The organism is Laspinema sp. D2d (assembly GCF_025370755.1).
In the GTDB taxonomy this organism is placed as follows: domain Bacteria; phylum Cyanobacteriota; class Cyanobacteriia; order Cyanobacteriales; family Laspinemataceae; genus Laspinema.
Map to the genome: position 1 here is coordinate 34,021 of NZ_JAMXFC010000019.1, position 15,808 is coordinate 49,828.

The following is a 15,808-nucleotide window of genomic DNA, read 5'->3' on the forward strand; positions in this document are numbered from 1 at the left end:
AGGAACCCGGATGACAACGCCGGATCAGTATCAGGATGAGGGATGAATTTTTCCCCTTCATCCTGATGCCTTCATGGAGTTGTTTTCAAAAGGCCCTCACCCCGAATGCAGCTTGATAGCCGCCAGTGACGGGGAAGGAGTGTCTAGGGAGAGACTCCGGCGAGTAGCTTCTACAAATTGACTGACGCGGATGGGATCAACGGGTTGTTCCAGTTGTCCATGTCGTTTGAGGGAACTACAGACAATAACCCCATCGGCTGCCTGCATTAGGGTAGAAATGTTCTCCCAGTTGGCACCGCTGCCAATAAAGACCGGAGTACCTTTCGCCGCCGCGATCGCCAGTTCTAAATCTTCAAAAGAAGGGGGGTTCCCAGTGGCCCAACCGGAGAGAATCACCCCATCAGCTAAACCGCGCTCAATGGTTTCTTGCACAGCGGTGGTGAGATTGGGGGAACCCAAGGGCCGCGCGTGTTTCACCAAAACATCGGCCAGGATTTTGACCTCGCTGCCGAGTTCTCGCCGGTAGCGTAGGAGTTGATGTGCTTGTCCTTCGATTAAGCCTTGGTCCGTCGCCATGACCCCAGTGAGGACATTGACCCGGATAAAGCTGGCACCGACACAGGAGGCGATCGCCAATCCACTCAGGCCATCATTTCGCAAAACATTGATTCCGATCGGCACCGTTACCAAGTTCATCAGCCGATCCACGATCAGGGTCATGGCACTCACGACGGCTGGATCGACCTGGCCGTTCGTAAATGGAGCATCAAAGAAATTTTCGACAATAATGCCATCAACCCCGCCTGAGGCCAACGCTGTGGCCTCTCGCTCGGCTCGCTCAATGACAGTTTTGAGGCTGCCCCCCCACCTCGGAGAGGTCGGCAGGGGCAGTAAATGGACAACACCAATAATCGGATTCGGGGTTTTGAAGAGCTGTTTTAAGTCCACGTTGTTACTATCTCGGACGCCACAAGAACGTTCGGTCAACCAATATACTGACCAAGACTTTTAAGTAAGTCTTGACCCGCTCAAAGCGGGACTGTTGGATTCCGGCATGGAGTGCGATCGCGATTCCTCGGGCCTAATAAATTAAGCAGGTATCGCGAGGTCAGACCCAGGCAGATTTTACCAACTGAGGACCCAAGGCGTGCCTCGGATTGCCTCCCTGAGTCGTTAGACTCACTCAGTAAGCTATGTTCATTGTACTGCCGTGGCGAACGAAAGCTATCAAGTCATGAAATCTGCCCGTTGTCATGACTGGGGAACGCTACATCGGCCCGATCTCAGCATGGAAACGGTTCAGGTTAAGTTTTGTAGCCTCAGCCCCTGTATCAGGACAAATACGGAGAACAGGGCGATCGCCCTGACTGGTATTAAAAAGGGTATCAACCTTTTTAATACCAGGTTTTTGGAGATGTTTTGCAGCAAATGTCCGGAAGTGTCTTCAAAACCCCTGAAAAATTTAAGGATTGACATCCGTGCAATCACTGAGTTAATATAGAACTCGAAAGCACAAGCGACATCCCCAAAGCAGTCGCGGCTACCAGAATTAGAAGTTCCAAGGACAAGGCTAACCCCCACCGCCTCAATCGGGGACCTACCTGGAATCATTCACAGTGTTCATTGTTCACCCTCGGTCTGGGTTAGAGCTACTCTAGCCCAGTTTTTCTTTGGAAATTATGCCGCCACTCTCAAGGGCAGTAGCGATACATTAAAATTGCGTTTACCATAGAAAAATTAAACCCCCCACCACTGGAAGGGCCAAGGCATCGAGTATGACTGTAGCAGAACCCATTGCAGCTCGCTCCAAAAAAACCGGCATCCCCCATCGAATCGCCAACTGGCTGGAAACTCACTGGGTCACCCCTGCCTATGCCGGTTGGCTACTGTTAATCCTAGCGATATTTTTCTTTGCCGCTGCAACCAATACAATGGCAGGATGGCTCTATGTCATCAGTGGTGTGAGTTTTGCGTTGTTGGGAACTGCCGCCTGGTTGCCGGTGCGATCGCTCCAGGATTTACAAGTCCAGCGCACCCCCATCGAACCCGTGAGTGCTGGGGAAGACCTCACCCTTGATCTGGCGATCGCCAATGAGACGGCAAAGCCAAAAATCTTGGTGCAAGTCGAGGATATGATTCCTTTCGTGTTGGGAAAACCCATGAAATCGGCCATCGAAGAAATCCCCCCGCATGGCATTCATCATTGGGTCTACTACTACCCCACCCAACGACGGGGGATTTATCGCTGGCATGAGGTCCAGTTAAGATCAGCCACTCCCCTGGGTTTATTTTGGTGCAGGCGATCGCGGCAAGTCCCCGCTACCGCAGTGGTCTATCCCCAAGTTTTACCCCTGACTCGCTGTCCTCTGGTCGATCGCATGGGTCAAGAAGATAGCCTCCTGGTTCATAGCGATCGGCGCGCTGAAATGGCTACAGAAGGCATCACCCGTACAGTCCGACCCTACCGATATGGCGACCCCACTCGCTTAATCCATTGGCGCAGCAGTGCGCGCCTCGGGGAACTGCGGGTCCGGGAATTAGAAGTGTCCACTGGGGGACAAGAAGTCATTATCGCCCTGGATAGCGGTAGTTCTTGGAATTTAGAAGATTTTGAAGCCGCCGTCATCGCCGCAGCTTCTTTATACTGCTATGCCGAACGCTGCCAACTCAATGTCCGACTTTGGACTGCCGGAACTGGCTTGGTTCATGGCAATAACCGAGTTTTAGAGGCTTTAGCCGCAACCCAAGCTAGAGAAGAAGATGCAACGGTAGGAGAACCTCCCTTTTTACCCTTAATCTGGCTGACTCAAAATAGCGCCAGTGTGAATCAGTTACCCCGAGGCAGTCGCTGGGTCTTCTGGCCGTCGGAGGGTCAAAAAGCCCCAGTAAATCCCAATTTTCTAGGGCTGGAAATTCAAGGGGATAAACCGTTACAGCTTCAGTTGCAGTCATCGGAAGGATGAAGGTTCCGGCTTCATCCTTGATGGTTTTATGGGGTTTGAGTGGCTAATACCGCTTCACAAATCGGCGATCGCAGGGCTTCTACATAACTCGGCCACCCAATTATGATTGGTTGTTTGTGAATCAAGGTATCTGATGACAGTGCAGAGGGTTCAAAACTCAAGGGTTTTCCCTCTAAATCACAACAGACTAACCCCGCTGCTTTGGCGAGGGCCACGGGACCAGCGGTATCCCACAGTTTGACTCGACCATTGAGATAGAGATAGAGTCCGGCGCGCCCAAAAATGACTTCCATCACTTTCAGACCAAAACTTCCGAGGGAAGAATAACAAACGCCAGGGACTAATTGGGCGATCGCCTCCCCAAAATTCCGTTGGTCGCGATCGCCAAGCATAATTGGACAGGCAGAGGAGTTCGGTGGTGGCGGTTCCACAGGAGATAAGGGTTCCACGGCTGAACCTCCGACAGCTTGAAACAGTCCCCAGTCGGTCCCGCCATAATACATCTGATCTAAAGCTGGGGCGTAAATCCAACCGGCGATCGGTTGAAAATTGGAGAGTAAGCCAATCATCACCGAGTAATGGGGCTTCCCTTGAATAAATCCTTCGGTGCCATCGAGGGGGTCAATGCACCAAAGTTGTTCGCGATCGCCATTAAATGCCAGTCGCGATCGCTCGTTTTCTTCCGTAATAATTCCATCTTGGGGAAATAACTCAGAAAATCCCGCAGTTAATAGGCGATCGAGTTCTCGATCTATGCTGGTGACATAATCTTCTGGCCCTTTTTCCGAAACGGAGTAGGGTTGTTTCGCCAAGTCTTCAGCCCGGGTCCCACATTGGTAGATTAACTCTCGAATTTTTCGCTCTAGCTCAACGGAGAAAGTTTGCATATAAACAGTATCAATAGGATTTGACTCAGGCTTATTCTAACCCTAGGACTTGTTTCTGAATAATCTTGGAATTAATCACACTATTGTGTTTTCGATGGGTGATTCCCAGGGGTCCTAAATGAGTCGAGGGCCAATCGGGATGGATTGAGGCAATTTTTCCCGCGACAGCGAACTAGGAATAAAATTTTTTTAAGTGTGCTTTAGCCTCTGGTTGTTTTCCTTGCAAGGCTAGAATGCTGGCGATGCTGTAGGGGACCTCAATATCCTCCGGCTGACGGGAAATTCTCTCCTGATACTCTTCTAACTGTTGTTGGCGTTTTTGATTTCCCCCCAGCATGAAACCAAAGAGTTCTCCAGGTTAAGGAACTAAAGATCTCGCATCGATTGTTTCTGTTGGTTCTATCCCCAAAAAGCTGTGAATTTCTTGAGTGATCCGGAGTTTTCCCTCATATCCGGAACTGTAATAGCACGTTAAGGCAAAGGTTTCTCCAGAGGTAAGCATCACTTTGATGATATAGGTTTTGTGACCACTACGGCGACTAATACCCGGTTCCACATAACTCCGGGCAATATTCCCCAGGGGATGTTCAATCCGTTTGGTCCCTAAAAGTCCTCGCCAAGTAAGAATAAATTGATTGGAGCGTTTATCCAATTTTAGGATAATGATTTGGCCGAAGCAGGCCATGATTAACAGACCCATCCCACAGAAGAAGAGGAAGGATGTAATCATCAACCCAAACATATTTCGAGAGATCGTCAAGTTGGACTGGGTTGAATCTTGCACAAATTGGTTGATGCGATCGGCTTGTTTCTGATGAGCGCGGCGATTGGAACTCAAAAAATCATGAAGGGGAATGAGTCTTCCTGGAAGGAGGAGAACGACTTTGTAAGCGGTATTCCGGTTACGACTGTTACGCACGACAACCTCAGCCCCTTGTAAGTCTTTTACAGGAAAGGTTTGGCGGTGGGTTTGCCAGAAACTGGACTGGCTGACTTCACAGTGACCTGAATCTGGCAGGCGATCGCAGATCACACGGTATCTCCCTATCTTGTGACTCTCCTCCACCCCGACAAGTATAACTATCCCCCCCACCATCCAAATCAACAAGGGGATGATTTGTAGTTTTAACTGAGTTGAGGTTCGTTGTATAAATTTCATCTACACTCCCCCGATATTCCTGGCCGCAATTTTATCTCACCCTAAACAGAAAAAACGGGCTAACCTATGGTAGGTTAACCCGTAATTCAAGGGAACGCGCTCTATGTTTACTGAACAACGAGCTTAACGTTAGCGTTTTGCAGACCGGGACGACGAACTTCATTGAGAGTCTTATTAACCGCGTACTTCTGGTTAATAGCGTTGATCAATTCGGTCTGGTTGTGCTTCTTAGCAACACCCCACAGGTCAGCGATCAAGTCGTAGGTGCCGTCGCTGTTGCGAGACCAGCCCAGATCATATTCGCCTTCGAGAACTGCAACCAAGTCGGAACGAACACGCTGTCCATTGTAACCACGAACGTCCGCATCGGATTTAACGCTGATGCCTAAGTCGCGCAGAGAAGTCTTGAGGATTTCGGCATCGGTGATTTTGGTACGAAGAGTGCTAAAGTGAGACATTTGGATTTCCTCCAGTAAGATAGTTAAAGAAACGACAACATTTGGGTTTGAAGGGAACCGCGATCGCGGTTTTCGGACACTGCTAACCCGGGTATATATGGGTTAGCCTTTGCTCCTGGAAAACCCAGGAGAAAGCTTTTAGAACTCCATCCGCTGGTATTCAGCGACGGAAGAAGCAGCTGGTCTAGCACGCTGTCTGGCCCAATCTCTCAGGGCGGTGACCTGTTCGGTCATAGTCTTCGACAGCGGTAGCGTAGACTTAATCGAAGCGATGATGTCTAGCTGCGTAAATTCTCTGTCTTGAGCAAACGCCTCGTACATGGCTGCAATCACAGCTTGTTCGATTTCTGCCCCGGAAAATCCATCCGAGACTTTCGCCAATTGCTCGATATCGAAGCGATCGATCTCTCGACGCCGTTTGCTCAAGTGAATCTTAAAAATTTCTTGGCGTTCTTCATTGTTGGGAAGATCAACGAAGAAGATTTCGTCAAATCGTCCCTTTCTGAGGAACTCGCCCGGTAGTCTTTCGACTCGGTTGGCTGTAGCCATCACAAACACGGGGGAGGTTTTTTCTTGCATCCAGGTTAGGAAGGAACCAAAGATGCGACTAGATGTGCCTCCATCGGAGTCCGATGATCCACCGCTTCCACCAAATGCTTTATCTAATTCATCGATAAATAGTAGCACGGGGGAAATGGATTCGGCTGTTTTCAAGGCGTTGCGGAGGTTGGCTTCCGATCGCCCCACCATCGAACCGTCATACACACGACCCATGTCCAATCGGAGTAAGGGTAAACCCCATAGGCGGGCCGTCGTTTTGGCAATCATTGACTTGCCACAACCCGGAACCCCGAGAATTAACATCCCTTTCGGTTGAGGTAAACCATATTCTCGCGCCCTTTCCGTAAAGGCATTAGACCGTTGTCTGAGCCAGCGTTTCAGTTCTTCCAGACCTCCAACTGAATCTAGGGTTTCGTCCTCTTCTATATAATCGAGAATCCCATTACGTCGAATGAGTTGTTTTTTCTCGGATAGGACGATATCTACTTCAGCTTCCGTCAGTTTTCCGCTCGTGACTTGCGCTTTGCGATAGACTTTTTCGGCTTCATCTCGCGTCAGACCTAGGGCGGCTTTTAAAAGTTTTTCCCGCGTTTCAGTCGTGATTTTACGAGTCCGACTCGTCTCTAGTTGCTGGGATAGCACCTGATTGAGTTCTGCCAAGTCCGGCAGAGCAAAGTCAATGACAACAACTTCTTTCTCAAGCTCAATGGGAACTTGCTGGAGCGGTGACATGAGGATGATGGCTTTTTGCGTGCCTTTAAAGCTGGCGATCGCATCTCTCAACCATCGGGTGGTTGCTGGAGAATCGATAAAGGGATGTAAATCTTTGAAGATAAACAAACCAGGCTCGCGCTGCCGTACCACCCACTCAATGGCCGCTTCTGGCGACACAGTATTGTGTTGGGTAACGTTGCGGGGTTGACCATACTCCACTATCCCGTGCGTTACAGTCCAGATAAAGACTTTACGCTGGGGCTTGATCTGAGCAATCGTTGCGATCGCCTGCTCGGCCCGTTCTTCCTCGGAGGTCACGAGGTAGATTAAAGGATATTGAGCTTGGATTAAGATATTGAGCTCTTCTTTCATGACCATCGACCTTCTACAAACGGTGCCAACAATATTGCTAGATCTTTATTGCCCCTGGGTTTAGATGCGGAGCACTAAATTTACTTCCCGGTGGAAGTGTTTGGGTTTAGCAGGGAACGAGTTGTTCCTCACCTTGTTGATCCGTGTTCGCGGTAACCGCTGGCACTTTCTCAACCGTCAACCCTTCGTCAGCCAATATACTCGGCTGGTTTTTGAGGGATACCATTTCTCCATCGCGCATCACGATTGAGCTGGTGCAGTCGGGACAGTTATAGACCCTATGGGTGCGCCCGTGGAATGACTCTAGTTCGTCTACCACGCCGGGGTGAGTCAGGTAAAAATCTATGGCTCGTTCGGCAATGGTTGACATTGGCTCGGAGTCTACTGCGGCTCGTATTTTGAGCTGGCGATGCAGTTCTGGTGGCAGATACAATGTAACCTTTTGCTTGTCTTGCATAGGACGCTGAATTGATTTACCCGGGTATGTGAACCATGTTAGCGATTCATTTCCAGACTGTCAAGATGCTAAACCACTTTGATGGCACTATTGTAACATTTCGTTACAATTACCTCTGAAAATTCAGTCCAATCAAGAGCCATTTTTACCGGGTTTTACGCTATTAGTAGAGATGAGATGCGGTGTTAATACTAGATGTAGTGTCAACAGCCTTGATGTCGGGGAATGCGGTTATGGGAGGCGATCGGGCTTCCAAATCGGGATTAAGAGGATCCAATCCGTCTAATAGAGGATCCATTCCCAGTCCTGGAGCCAGAGTTGAGACCCCACAAACCCGAGGAAAGCAACAAAAAGGGAGCCAGGTAACCAGACCTTTCCTTAAAATGGCTCACAGGGATTGTCCAGTCCCGAACTCAGCGAGTCGCTGTTTGGGAGGGCGGTGAGGTCACCGGAATGGAGAAAATAGCTTGGTGGTGGGGTGGAGCGAAGGAAGTGGAAAAGCTCCGGAGGCTAACCCATCATTAGGGATTTCCATAAAAAAATGGGGCATTAGAGGTCTTAAGGAATTCCGAAGCCCCCCTTCCATTAAATATTTATTCCTCTAGCTTACCCCCATCCTCGGGGGACGAGATGAGGATATCAAGGGCGGTTGAGGAAATCTCCCCGAGAAGATTTTATTTTTTGGAGTCCCTTAGTACATGGCGGTTTGTCAGTTTTAGAAGTCGCTCTATAAAGGTTATGTGTAAGTCCTGGCTTAGAGAAAGCTCAAATATGCAGGCAGGGTATCCGAGAGATTCCGAACTCATTCTTGATACCATGAGATCCATAACCCCAGGCTTTCACTGAAAGTCCATCAGAGCCATATTTAATTAAAGTCCCGGGGTTTTCCGTTTTTTTCCGGGTTTTTCCGACTTGTCAATATTAGCAGTATCAGCTTACAATGACAACAAAGAAACAAATCTCATAGGTTCACATAATGGGATCAACAAGCATTAAATATATGATTGTAATACCTCCAACTAAATAAAGCTATATTTGACTATGATTTTGGATTTTTTTAATTTATTAGGTTAATCCTAGAGGTCTAATAACATATGGAAAATTTAGTCTCAAAAATACGGACAGATTTAAACGCCTACCAGACTCACGTATCTGAGAAATTAATAGATCTCAGAAGTCAAGGTCTAATCTCGGAAACCGAATTCAAAAAAATTATTGTTGACGCGCAATTAACAGCCAAATCTATTATAGATGGATTAGCTTCTCAAGATAAATATACTGAAAAAGCTACCGAGATTTATGTTTACAGTTTGTTAGATAAATACAGGAATAAGATAGAGAATAAAATCCGGAAAATTGAAGAAAAACAAAAGGTTATAAAATTTCCTGGGAAGCAAGGAATTATCGAAATTTATTTTAAAAATGAAGCTGGGCAATTAATAATTCCAGATAAAATGGATAGAGAAATTGCAGAGACATTTTTAGAAAATGTTTTGAAAATTCCGGCAAAATCAGTAACTATTGTTGTCGGACATCTAATTCGTATTCTCAAAATCAGATTAGAAGAGAAAAAAGGGCATCATTTTTTTAACAGCAATGCTTATACCAATAAATTAGAACAAGAGAAAAAAGTAATTGAAATGATTTATCAAGAATTTGGTAAATTTATTGGGCAAATAGTTGATGGAGAATATCCGGACGAAGACAAGTATAAATATCAAAATGAGTTGTTAGAGGAAATGGTAAAAGTAGCTATAGATAGACAAAATTTGAATCAAGGTTTTTTAGATAAGTTGTTTTCGATCCTAAATAGTAAATTAAATTAAATTAAAGTAAACTTTATACAACCTTATTGGTAATGCTTGAATTTTGCACTTCTTTCATCTTAATTATTGTCTTAGTTTATCCCGCTCAAAAATTTATTATCTTAGTCGCTCGTTTGCTCAACAAACACCTGCCAGAAAATACCCCACTACTACCTAATTTACCCATGAAAACTGCTACATCTCAGCTCAAACTTAAACAAGGTCATGCAAATCCTAAAGAAACACAATTAGCAGTACGAGGAGCTATTGTAGTTTCTGGTTTTATTGCCGCTGCAATCACGGGATTTACTTGGTGGATTCCTATACTGATATGGGTGGTTATTATCAGAAGTGTTGAATGAGTTTTAAGAGAAACCTAAAAATAGATACACTAATCCTGTCAACTGCTAATTTTAGCCATTCAAAACGAGTTTTTTGAACCAGTGGACATAGCTGATATTTTCAGACATAAAAGCCTGTAAATACCTTAACTTATCTAAGGGTTTACTTCCAAAGCTAATGGGGATTTCCACTAACTGAAGGAGCAGATAGCAAATCAATGCAGCATAAATTTGGATCGAGATACCGTTGGGATTTTTTGTGATTAAACGAGATAGCTTTAAATGCATTTTTAAAAACTTCCACAGTAATTCAATCTGCCATCTCCTTCGATAAATTTCTCCGATTTCTTCATTACTATATGCTAATTCTCCTGATTCCGGCAAATTAGTCATAAATCTAAATTCTGTCCGACTTTCTAAATCACAAAAAGTCACAACTCTGACTTGAACAGTTCGCTTACCGCTCCAGACTTCATAAGTTCCATCTTCTTTTAGATTCAGGGTAGAATTGTTTTTAATTCGTAGTACAAAATACTGATTTTCTTTTTTCAGTAATTCTTGAACTCGCTCGGAGCTTGAAAATCCTCTATCCATTACAGCAACTCCATTCTGAGGCGTAGCTGCTATGGTTTCGTCTCCATATTCACTATCGTGACCTTGGCCAAAATGAATGTGTACTCCGTCAATGATTCCGCGTTCATTGTCAGTTCCTGCAAATAACTTGACTTGATGGTATTCCTGTTGCCATAATAATTTACTGGTTAAGGTAACTATTGTTGAATCGAGTGGGAATAAAATCAGCTTGTCTTTGCCTTTTTTTCGTTTTACATCGTCTTTTAATTTTTGAAACAACTTTTCAAATATACCAACATCTCTATTCTTACTGGCTTTTGAAAAAGTTGATTTATCTATAGGAATATTTCGGCTGTTTAACCGAAAAAATAGCGAAGTCATCGTATCGAGACTTTGGTCAAAACTAAAACCTAACCAGCAGGAGACAAATGTGAAAGTGTCCAACACCGGATAATCATCTTTGGGCAGGTCCGCAAGATAGCGTTTTATAATTTTAGGAAAGTTAGAAAATGTCATTCCAGTTAGAATTTTCAGTTTTTATCAGTTTCGTATTATAGTTTATTCGGGAAATTTTTGCAACTTTTTCTATCATTCAACACTTCTGGGTTATTATTTTAATTTTAGTCAGTTTTGTTGATGCGAATTCATAAAAATAGTTTAGGAGATAAAACTAATGATTGACGATAAGATTACTGTAGCTGGAAAATCTGTTCCTGTTTACTATGAAAATGAGCGTGGAGAAATAGTAATTCCCAGCGATATTGAACGGAAAATAGTGTTAGGGTTTGTTGGTAGAGCTTTAGCAACTCCAGTTACAGCAGTTACTATTGTGATTGGAGAGGCTTGGCGTGATATTCGTTTGACCTATGAAAGAGTTGTACAAGATATAGATGTTGAAGTTTCCAGAACAAAAATTGAAGCTGAAAACAGAAAAATGAAAGATATTTTTGAGATTTTTGGCAGGGAAATTGCTGGTTTAGAATGTTTACCACCCAGTTACCCTGAATCAGTAAAAAAAATGTATCGAAATGAACTTATTAAAAAGATGGAAAAAAGGTTGCAAGCTATTAGCAACAAAGACTAATTATCAAGCCAATGAGTTACCTAAGAATATCGGGATTATCTAGTTTTAAGAAGCAGGTAGGAAAAAACATGAAAAGAAGAGATGACTCAAATCCAAACTTTCATTTGGCCACTAAAAAGGATAATAAGATCCAAATAGCAAGTAATGGTTTAGTTAAATTTGCTAGTGAAATTGTCCAAACTGAGGAGTCATTAAAAATTTTTTACAACTCTGAGGTTAGCAAGAGTATTGTTCTTAGAACAGAATTTGAAATTTGGGATGAGTATGATCGCAAAAAGGGTTAGCCTGATGATATAGTTAAACCGATTCTCTTGAATTGAACGAAAAGTGAAACCCTATCTCAAGTCAATATCTGGAATAACTTACCCTCAATTTCTAGCAATTATGGGATTGATTTTTGGTGTTTGTATTTTAGTGGTTTCCTTCGAGGTAGTGGAAGGTTTTTTCACATCTCAAAACTTGTCATCATCCAGCAAAAGTACACCGCACAACTCCGCTCCCAAACAAACAATCGTTAGATATTATCAGTTAGCAACCACAAATAGGCAAGAAGCTATCAAGCTACTCAGCGACCCTTGGCGACGACAAGCAGCCACCCAAATTAACGATAACTGGTGGAATTCTATTAGACGAGTTGAAGTGTATGCTTTTAAAACTTTTGCGAAAAATAATAGTAAAGCCAAAATCAAGGTCTGGTTAAAATATCAGATGAAAAATGGTCAAACTCCATGTGAAAGTTTGATTTTTAATTTAATCTTTGATAGGAGTAGAAATCAATGGCTCATGGATAGTGTTGAACCCAACAGTGTCATCCAGAATCCCTATTGCAATAGTAAATAATCTTTCTTCATCCCATCGCAGCTAATTTATTCCATCCACTCCTGAACTTCATTGAACGGTAAATCCAGAGATTCAGCAATTTGTTCGGCGGTTAAGCCCAGTTGACTCAACTTTTCAACCGCCTTGAATTTTGTCTCTCGCAATACCTCTTCAACCCGGTATTTATCCTTCTTTATAGTATGTTTTTCCTTAAATTCAGCATCGAAATTGTCTCTATTTTTCAAGTCACCAGTTTCAGGTTGGTTGCAAATATTGATATGTTCAATATTAACAGAATTACTGATAATATGATGCTGATAATTTACAAATCCTAAACGCTCAACTGTGGCGACTAAGTTAGACCTATTTAACTTTTCGCCAAACACCTCCGATAACAATCGCCACAGTTCGTATCCCTCATCCCTAGCATGACCCGTAGTGCATCCGTACTTTTTGGCGATCGCAGCATACTTCTGTCCGTTAAGGACTCCCGTTAAAATCGCCAATTGCAGACTATCTAGGTGTTCTCCGGTTTCCCTAAAGACTAACTCATCAATCGACTTTACCACTGCTTGCCAGTCCATGTACTCCTAATGACTCTTCTTAAACATCTTCATCTTCTCCCATTATCCGACATTTTCCTTCCCTGTGACCGCGCATCAAAGAATAGGGGGTTGACAAAAGTGATGGCGATCGCCTACACTCCCATCGATAGCTTCAACATTGCTATAGACATGACTAAAAAATCAATTTTAACAAAAAAGCACCCAAACCCAGGGATGAGGGGACTCTAACCCATCACAGGGTCATTCCCTTATTCCTTGCTCTCTTAACTGTGTATCCACCCAAGCTGCTTCAGATTCAGAGAAAGCGGGGATAGGTTGCGTGCTATAATCAATCACAAAGTCATATCCCGCCCGGTCATATAACTGATTTAATAACTGGTTTAAATCAATTATCGGTTCCGTATCCCCAGAACGTAGCGGGAGGGGAAACGTGGGAATTGTCTCGGGTAAATTAAACAGAGATAAGTCTGCATAAGGACGGCGATCGCCTCGACTGACCAGAATCCGATAATGCGCCTCCACATCGTTTCCTAAAACCGGCATCGGTTCCCCACCCCGCAACAGGTCAATTTCCACCAAATGAGTCCGACTGGCTAAAATGCGGCTCCGCTTTTCTTCATACACCTCGCGCCCTTTTCTTCGGCGCTTATTTGCCGGAGAAAGCACCTTGATCGCCGTTACTACTTCCCCGGTTGCCATCTCCCGCACTTCTAAATAGGCCTCCCGAAATTCCATCCTCATCGGCACTTCCACCGGCAGAGGTTTTTGAGTCGGAGGCGCTGCTACTGCTACATTAGAATCTTGCTGTGGCGTAAGAGGGCGACGCTCCACCACGACATCAGGAATTCCCACCAATAAACTATCATTTGCAGCACTTTCATACACCCGTTTTTCGATAGCAACTCGATATTTGGGTCGCAACTGAGGGACTAATAAATCTGCGATTTCTATCATTAAACGACTATGAACCTCGGGCCAAAAATTTGGCCCTTCTAAATATGGGTTCATCCCTGGAAATGGAGAAGGCATAATTTAACTCCCTATTTCAGCACTGTTTTATCGCTATCCTTGTCCTACTTGATAAATTCTGCTGCTACACTCTCCCGTTTTGGGCTGCCATCGGTTGGGGGTGAGGGCGACAAGTATAGATTTAGGAAAAGTAGGATTATCCGCCCTAAATCTATACTAAAAATGGGAACTAGAAATTGGTGCGATCGCGATTGGCAACCTTCATCTTTTCAATCACCTCTGCCACCGCCATCGTTCCCAACTCCCCACCGGCGCGGGTGCGAATACTTAACTGATTCGCTTCCACTTCTTTAGCCCCAACTACAGCCATCACCGGAATCTTTTCCTTTTCTCCATTGCGAATCAGCTTCCCTAAACGCTCTCCACTGGTATCGGCTTCAGCCCGAATTCCCTCAATTCGCATCCGAGTGGCTACCTCTTTCGCAAAGGGTAGAAATTCATCACTCACCGGCAATAAGCGCATTTGAATTGGTGCTAACCAGAAGGGGAAATCTCCGGCATATTCCTCAATTAAAATCCCAATCAGCCGTTCCAATGACCCAAAAGGTGCACGGTGAATCATCACCGGACGTTTGCGCGTGCCATCTTCGCCCACATATTCTAATTGGAAGCGTTCCGGCAAGTTGTAGTCCACTTGGACGGTTCCTAACTGCCACTCACGTTCAAGCGCATCCTGGAAAATAAAATCCAGTTTTGGCCCATAAAATGCCGCTTCTCCTGGCGCTTCAAAAGACTCCATCCCTAGGGTATCAACAGCGCGACGGATGGCATTTTCGGCCTTATTCCATGCCTCATCCGACCCGATATATTTATCAGATTCGGGGTCACGGAAACTCAACCGGGCTTTAAAGTTTTTCAGTTGCAAACTATTAAAGACCGATAAGATTAAATCCACCACACTCAGGAATTCATCATCCAGTTGTTCTGGAGTCACGAACAGGTGAGAATCATCCACGGTAAAGCCGCGAACTCGGGTTAATCCCCCCAATTCTCCCGATTGTTCATAGCGGTAAACAGTGCCAAATTCCGCGAGACGCATGGGTAAATCCCGATAGGAACGCAACTCGTTTTTATAAATTTGGATATGGAACGGACAGTTCATGGGTTTAAGCACAAACCCCCGTTCTTCTGCGGCGGATTCTTCATCCTCTGCCATCATGGGGAACATATCCTCTTTATATTGTTGCCAATGACCGGAGGTTTTAAATAGGTCAATTCTGGCAATATGAGGGGTGACAACGCCGAGATATCCGCGTTTGACTTGTTCCTGTTTGAGGAAGTCTTCGAGCACACTGCGTAAAACGGTGCCTTTGGGGGTCCATAAGGGTAATCCGGGACCTACGGGGTCGGCAAACAAAAAGAGTCCGAGTTCTTTGCCGAGTTTGCGGTGATCTCGTTTGAGGGCTTCTTCTTTGCGTCTCTTGTATTCGGTGAGTTGTTCGGGGGTTTCCCAGGCGGTGCCGTAGATGCGCTGGAGTTGTTGTTTGCTGGCATCGCCGCGCCAGTAGGCCCCAGCTAAACTTTCGAGTTCGATCGCCTTGGGGTGAAGTTCGCTGGTATTTTCAACATGGGGACCCGCACACAAATCCCACCATTCTTCCCCGAGGTGATAAATGGTAATCGGTTCTTGTTTGATGTCCCCGAGAATTTCTAACTTGTAGGGTTCATTAATGGCTTTGATGCGTCTTTCCGCTTCTTCTCGGGTGACTTCTTCACGGGTGACGGGTAATTTCCGGTTGATGATTTTGACCATCTCTTTTTTGATGGCTTTGAGGTCCTGTTCAGTGAAGGTCTCAGGATTGTCAAAATCATAATAAAATCCATTATCAATCCAAGGTCCAATAGTCACTTGGGCCTTGGGGAAAAGCTTCTGGACTGCCATCGCCATCACATGAGAGGTGGTGTGGCGAATCTTTTTGAGTTGCTCAGATTCGCTGGTACGCGGCAAGTAAATTTTTTCGGCGGGTGCTTCGACAGCCGGAGATGAGTTAGCCATTTGCTTTGGATTTTAATCGCGGAT

At 45.0% G+C, this 15,808-nt stretch carries 17 protein-coding genes; 6 read left to right on the forward strand and 11 right to left on the reverse strand.

What is annotated here, in order from left to right; all coding sequences use genetic code 11:
* Positions 1-96 precede the first annotated feature (96 nt).
* Positions 97-948 carry a photosystem I biogenesis protein BtpA gene (gene btpA, locus NG796_RS14115; RefSeq protein WP_261207550.1) on the reverse strand — a complete coding sequence of 284 codons (852 nt, stop codon included), beginning with the start codon at positions 946-948 and terminating at the stop codon, positions 97-99.
* 827 nt (positions 949-1,775) lie between these two features.
* Between btpA and NG796_RS14120 the strand changes: the two genes are divergently transcribed.
* Positions 1,776-2,963, forward strand: a complete 1,188-nt coding sequence (locus tag NG796_RS14120; RefSeq protein WP_261207476.1) for a DUF58 domain-containing protein — start codon at positions 1,776-1,778, stop codon at positions 2,961-2,963.
* Between the two features lie 26 nt (positions 2,964-2,989).
* Here the strand turns inward: NG796_RS14120 and NG796_RS14125 are convergent, their stop codons facing one another.
* From NG796_RS14125 to NG796_RS14150, 6 genes are all read right to left on the reverse strand, one after another.
* Positions 2,990-3,850, reverse strand: coding sequence for a 3'(2'),5'-bisphosphate nucleotidase CysQ (locus NG796_RS14125; protein ID WP_261207477.1), 861 nt, complete (start codon positions 3,848-3,850; stop codon positions 2,990-2,992).
* 172 nt (positions 3,851-4,022) lie between these two features.
* Positions 4,023-4,187, reverse strand: a complete 165-nt coding sequence (locus NG796_RS14130) for a hypothetical protein (RefSeq protein ID WP_261207478.1) — start codon at positions 4,185-4,187, stop codon at positions 4,023-4,025.
* Between the two features lie 21 nt (positions 4,188-4,208).
* Positions 4,209-5,009, reverse strand: a complete 801-nt coding sequence (locus NG796_RS14135; RefSeq protein WP_261207479.1) for a hypothetical protein — start codon at positions 5,007-5,009, stop codon at positions 4,209-4,211.
* Positions 5,010-5,116: 107 nt separating this feature from the next.
* A complete protein-coding gene (locus tag NG796_RS14140; protein WP_015149336.1) occupies positions 5,117-5,467 on the reverse strand; it encodes a DUF1257 domain-containing protein in 351 nt (116 codons plus the stop codon).
* A 138-nt stretch (positions 5,468-5,605) separates the two neighbouring features.
* Complete coding sequence (locus tag NG796_RS14145) at positions 5,606-7,114, reverse strand: AAA family ATPase (protein WP_261207480.1); 1,509 nt, start codon at positions 7,112-7,114, stop codon at positions 5,606-5,608.
* Between the two features lie 106 nt (positions 7,115-7,220).
* A complete protein-coding gene (locus NG796_RS14150; RefSeq protein ID WP_015149338.1) occupies positions 7,221-7,571 on the reverse strand; it encodes a hypothetical protein in 351 nt (116 codons plus the stop codon).
* A gap of 1,094 nt (positions 7,572-8,665) precedes the next feature.
* On the opposite strand from NG796_RS14150, the gene NG796_RS14155 reads away from it, so the two are divergent.
* A complete protein-coding gene (locus NG796_RS14155) occupies positions 8,666-9,397 on the forward strand; it encodes a hypothetical protein (protein WP_261207481.1) in 732 nt (243 codons plus the stop codon).
* Positions 9,398-9,429: 32 nt separating this feature from the next.
* Positions 9,430-9,738 (forward strand): hypothetical protein, encoded by a 309-nt coding sequence (locus NG796_RS14160; protein ID WP_261207482.1) that lies wholly within the window; start codon positions 9,430-9,432, stop codon positions 9,736-9,738.
* A gap of 51 nt (positions 9,739-9,789) precedes the next feature.
* Here NG796_RS14160 and NG796_RS14165 read toward each other — a convergent pair whose 3' ends face one another.
* Positions 9,790-10,806 (reverse strand): IS4 family transposase, encoded by a 1,017-nt coding sequence (locus NG796_RS14165; RefSeq protein WP_261207483.1) that lies wholly within the window; start codon positions 10,804-10,806, stop codon positions 9,790-9,792.
* Positions 10,807-10,963: 157 nt separating this feature from the next.
* On the opposite strand from NG796_RS14165, the gene NG796_RS14170 reads away from it, so the two are divergent.
* The 3 genes from NG796_RS14170 to NG796_RS14180 all read left to right on the forward strand — a co-directional run bounded on the left by NG796_RS14170 (position 10,964) and on the right by NG796_RS14180 (position 12,214).
* Complete coding sequence (locus tag NG796_RS14170; RefSeq protein WP_261207484.1) at positions 10,964-11,374, forward strand: hypothetical protein; 411 nt, start codon at positions 10,964-10,966, stop codon at positions 11,372-11,374.
* A 68-nt stretch (positions 11,375-11,442) separates the two neighbouring features.
* On the forward strand, positions 11,443-11,658 hold the full coding sequence (locus tag NG796_RS14175) for a hypothetical protein (RefSeq protein ID WP_261207485.1): 216 nt from the start codon (positions 11,443-11,445) through the stop codon (positions 11,656-11,658).
* A 43-nt stretch (positions 11,659-11,701) separates the two neighbouring features.
* On the forward strand, positions 11,702-12,214 hold the full coding sequence (locus tag NG796_RS14180; RefSeq protein WP_261207486.1) for a hypothetical protein: 513 nt from the start codon (positions 11,702-11,704) through the stop codon (positions 12,212-12,214).
* A gap of 26 nt (positions 12,215-12,240) precedes the next feature.
* On the opposite strand, the gene NG796_RS14185 is transcribed toward NG796_RS14180, so the two are convergent.
* The 3 genes from NG796_RS14185 to thrS all read right to left on the reverse strand — a co-directional run bounded on the left by NG796_RS14185 (position 12,241) and on the right by thrS (position 15,784).
* A complete protein-coding gene (locus tag NG796_RS14185; RefSeq protein WP_261207487.1) occupies positions 12,241-12,777 on the reverse strand; it encodes a hypothetical protein in 537 nt (178 codons plus the stop codon).
* A gap of 222 nt (positions 12,778-12,999) precedes the next feature.
* On the reverse strand, positions 13,000-13,788 hold the full coding sequence (locus NG796_RS14190; RefSeq protein ID WP_261207488.1) for a DUF4058 family protein: 789 nt from the start codon (positions 13,786-13,788) through the stop codon (positions 13,000-13,002).
* A 169-nt stretch (positions 13,789-13,957) separates the two neighbouring features.
* Positions 13,958-15,784: a threonine--tRNA ligase gene (gene thrS, locus NG796_RS14195; RefSeq protein ID WP_261207489.1), complete on the reverse strand. Its 1,827-nt coding sequence runs from the start codon at positions 15,782-15,784 to the stop codon at positions 13,958-13,960.
* Positions 15,785-15,808: the final 24 nt, after the last annotated feature.

Excerpts from the sequence above, each read along its gene's own strand:
- NG796_RS14150 (WP_015149338.1), bottom strand. The coding sequence starts at position 7,571 with ATGCAAGACAAGCAAAAGGTTACATTGTATCTGCCACCAGAACTGCAT.
- NG796_RS14160 (WP_261207482.1), top strand. The coding sequence starts at position 9,430 with ATGCTTGAATTTTGCACTTCTTTCATCTTAATTATTGTCTTAGTTTAT.
- NG796_RS14140 (WP_015149336.1), bottom strand. The coding sequence starts at position 5,467 with ATGTCTCACTTTAGCACTCTTCGTACCAAAATCACCGATGCCGAAATC.
- NG796_RS14135 (WP_261207479.1), bottom strand. The coding sequence starts at position 5,009 with ATGAAATTTATACAACGAACCTCAACTCAGTTAAAACTACAAATCATC.
- NG796_RS14120 (WP_261207476.1), top strand. The coding sequence starts at position 1,776 with ATGACTGTAGCAGAACCCATTGCAGCTCGCTCCAAAAAAACCGGCATC.
- NG796_RS14185 (WP_261207487.1), bottom strand. The coding sequence starts at position 12,777 with ATGGACTGGCAAGCAGTGGTAAAGTCGATTGATGAGTTAGTCTTTAGG.
- NG796_RS14170 (WP_261207484.1), top strand. The coding sequence starts at position 10,964 with ATGATTGACGATAAGATTACTGTAGCTGGAAAATCTGTTCCTGTTTAC.
- NG796_RS14145 (WP_261207480.1), bottom strand. The coding sequence starts at position 7,114 with ATGAAAGAAGAGCTCAATATCTTAATCCAAGCTCAATATCCTTTAATC.
- NG796_RS14130 (WP_261207478.1), bottom strand. The coding sequence starts at position 4,187 with ATGCTGGGGGGAAATCAAAAACGCCAACAACAGTTAGAAGAGTATCAG.
- NG796_RS14165 (WP_261207483.1), bottom strand. The coding sequence starts at position 10,806 with ATGACATTTTCTAACTTTCCTAAAATTATAAAACGCTATCTTGCGGAC.
- thrS (WP_261207489.1), bottom strand. The coding sequence starts at position 15,784 with ATGGCTAACTCATCTCCGGCTGTCGAAGCACCCGCCGAAAAAATTTAC.
- NG796_RS14190 (WP_261207488.1), bottom strand. The coding sequence starts at position 13,788 with ATGCCTTCTCCATTTCCAGGGATGAACCCATATTTAGAAGGGCCAAAT.
- NG796_RS14125 (WP_261207477.1), bottom strand. The coding sequence starts at position 3,850 with ATGCAAACTTTCTCCGTTGAGCTAGAGCGAAAAATTCGAGAGTTAATC.
- NG796_RS14155 (WP_261207481.1), top strand. The coding sequence starts at position 8,666 with ATGGAAAATTTAGTCTCAAAAATACGGACAGATTTAAACGCCTACCAG.
- NG796_RS14175 (WP_261207485.1), top strand. The coding sequence starts at position 11,443 with ATGAAAAGAAGAGATGACTCAAATCCAAACTTTCATTTGGCCACTAAA.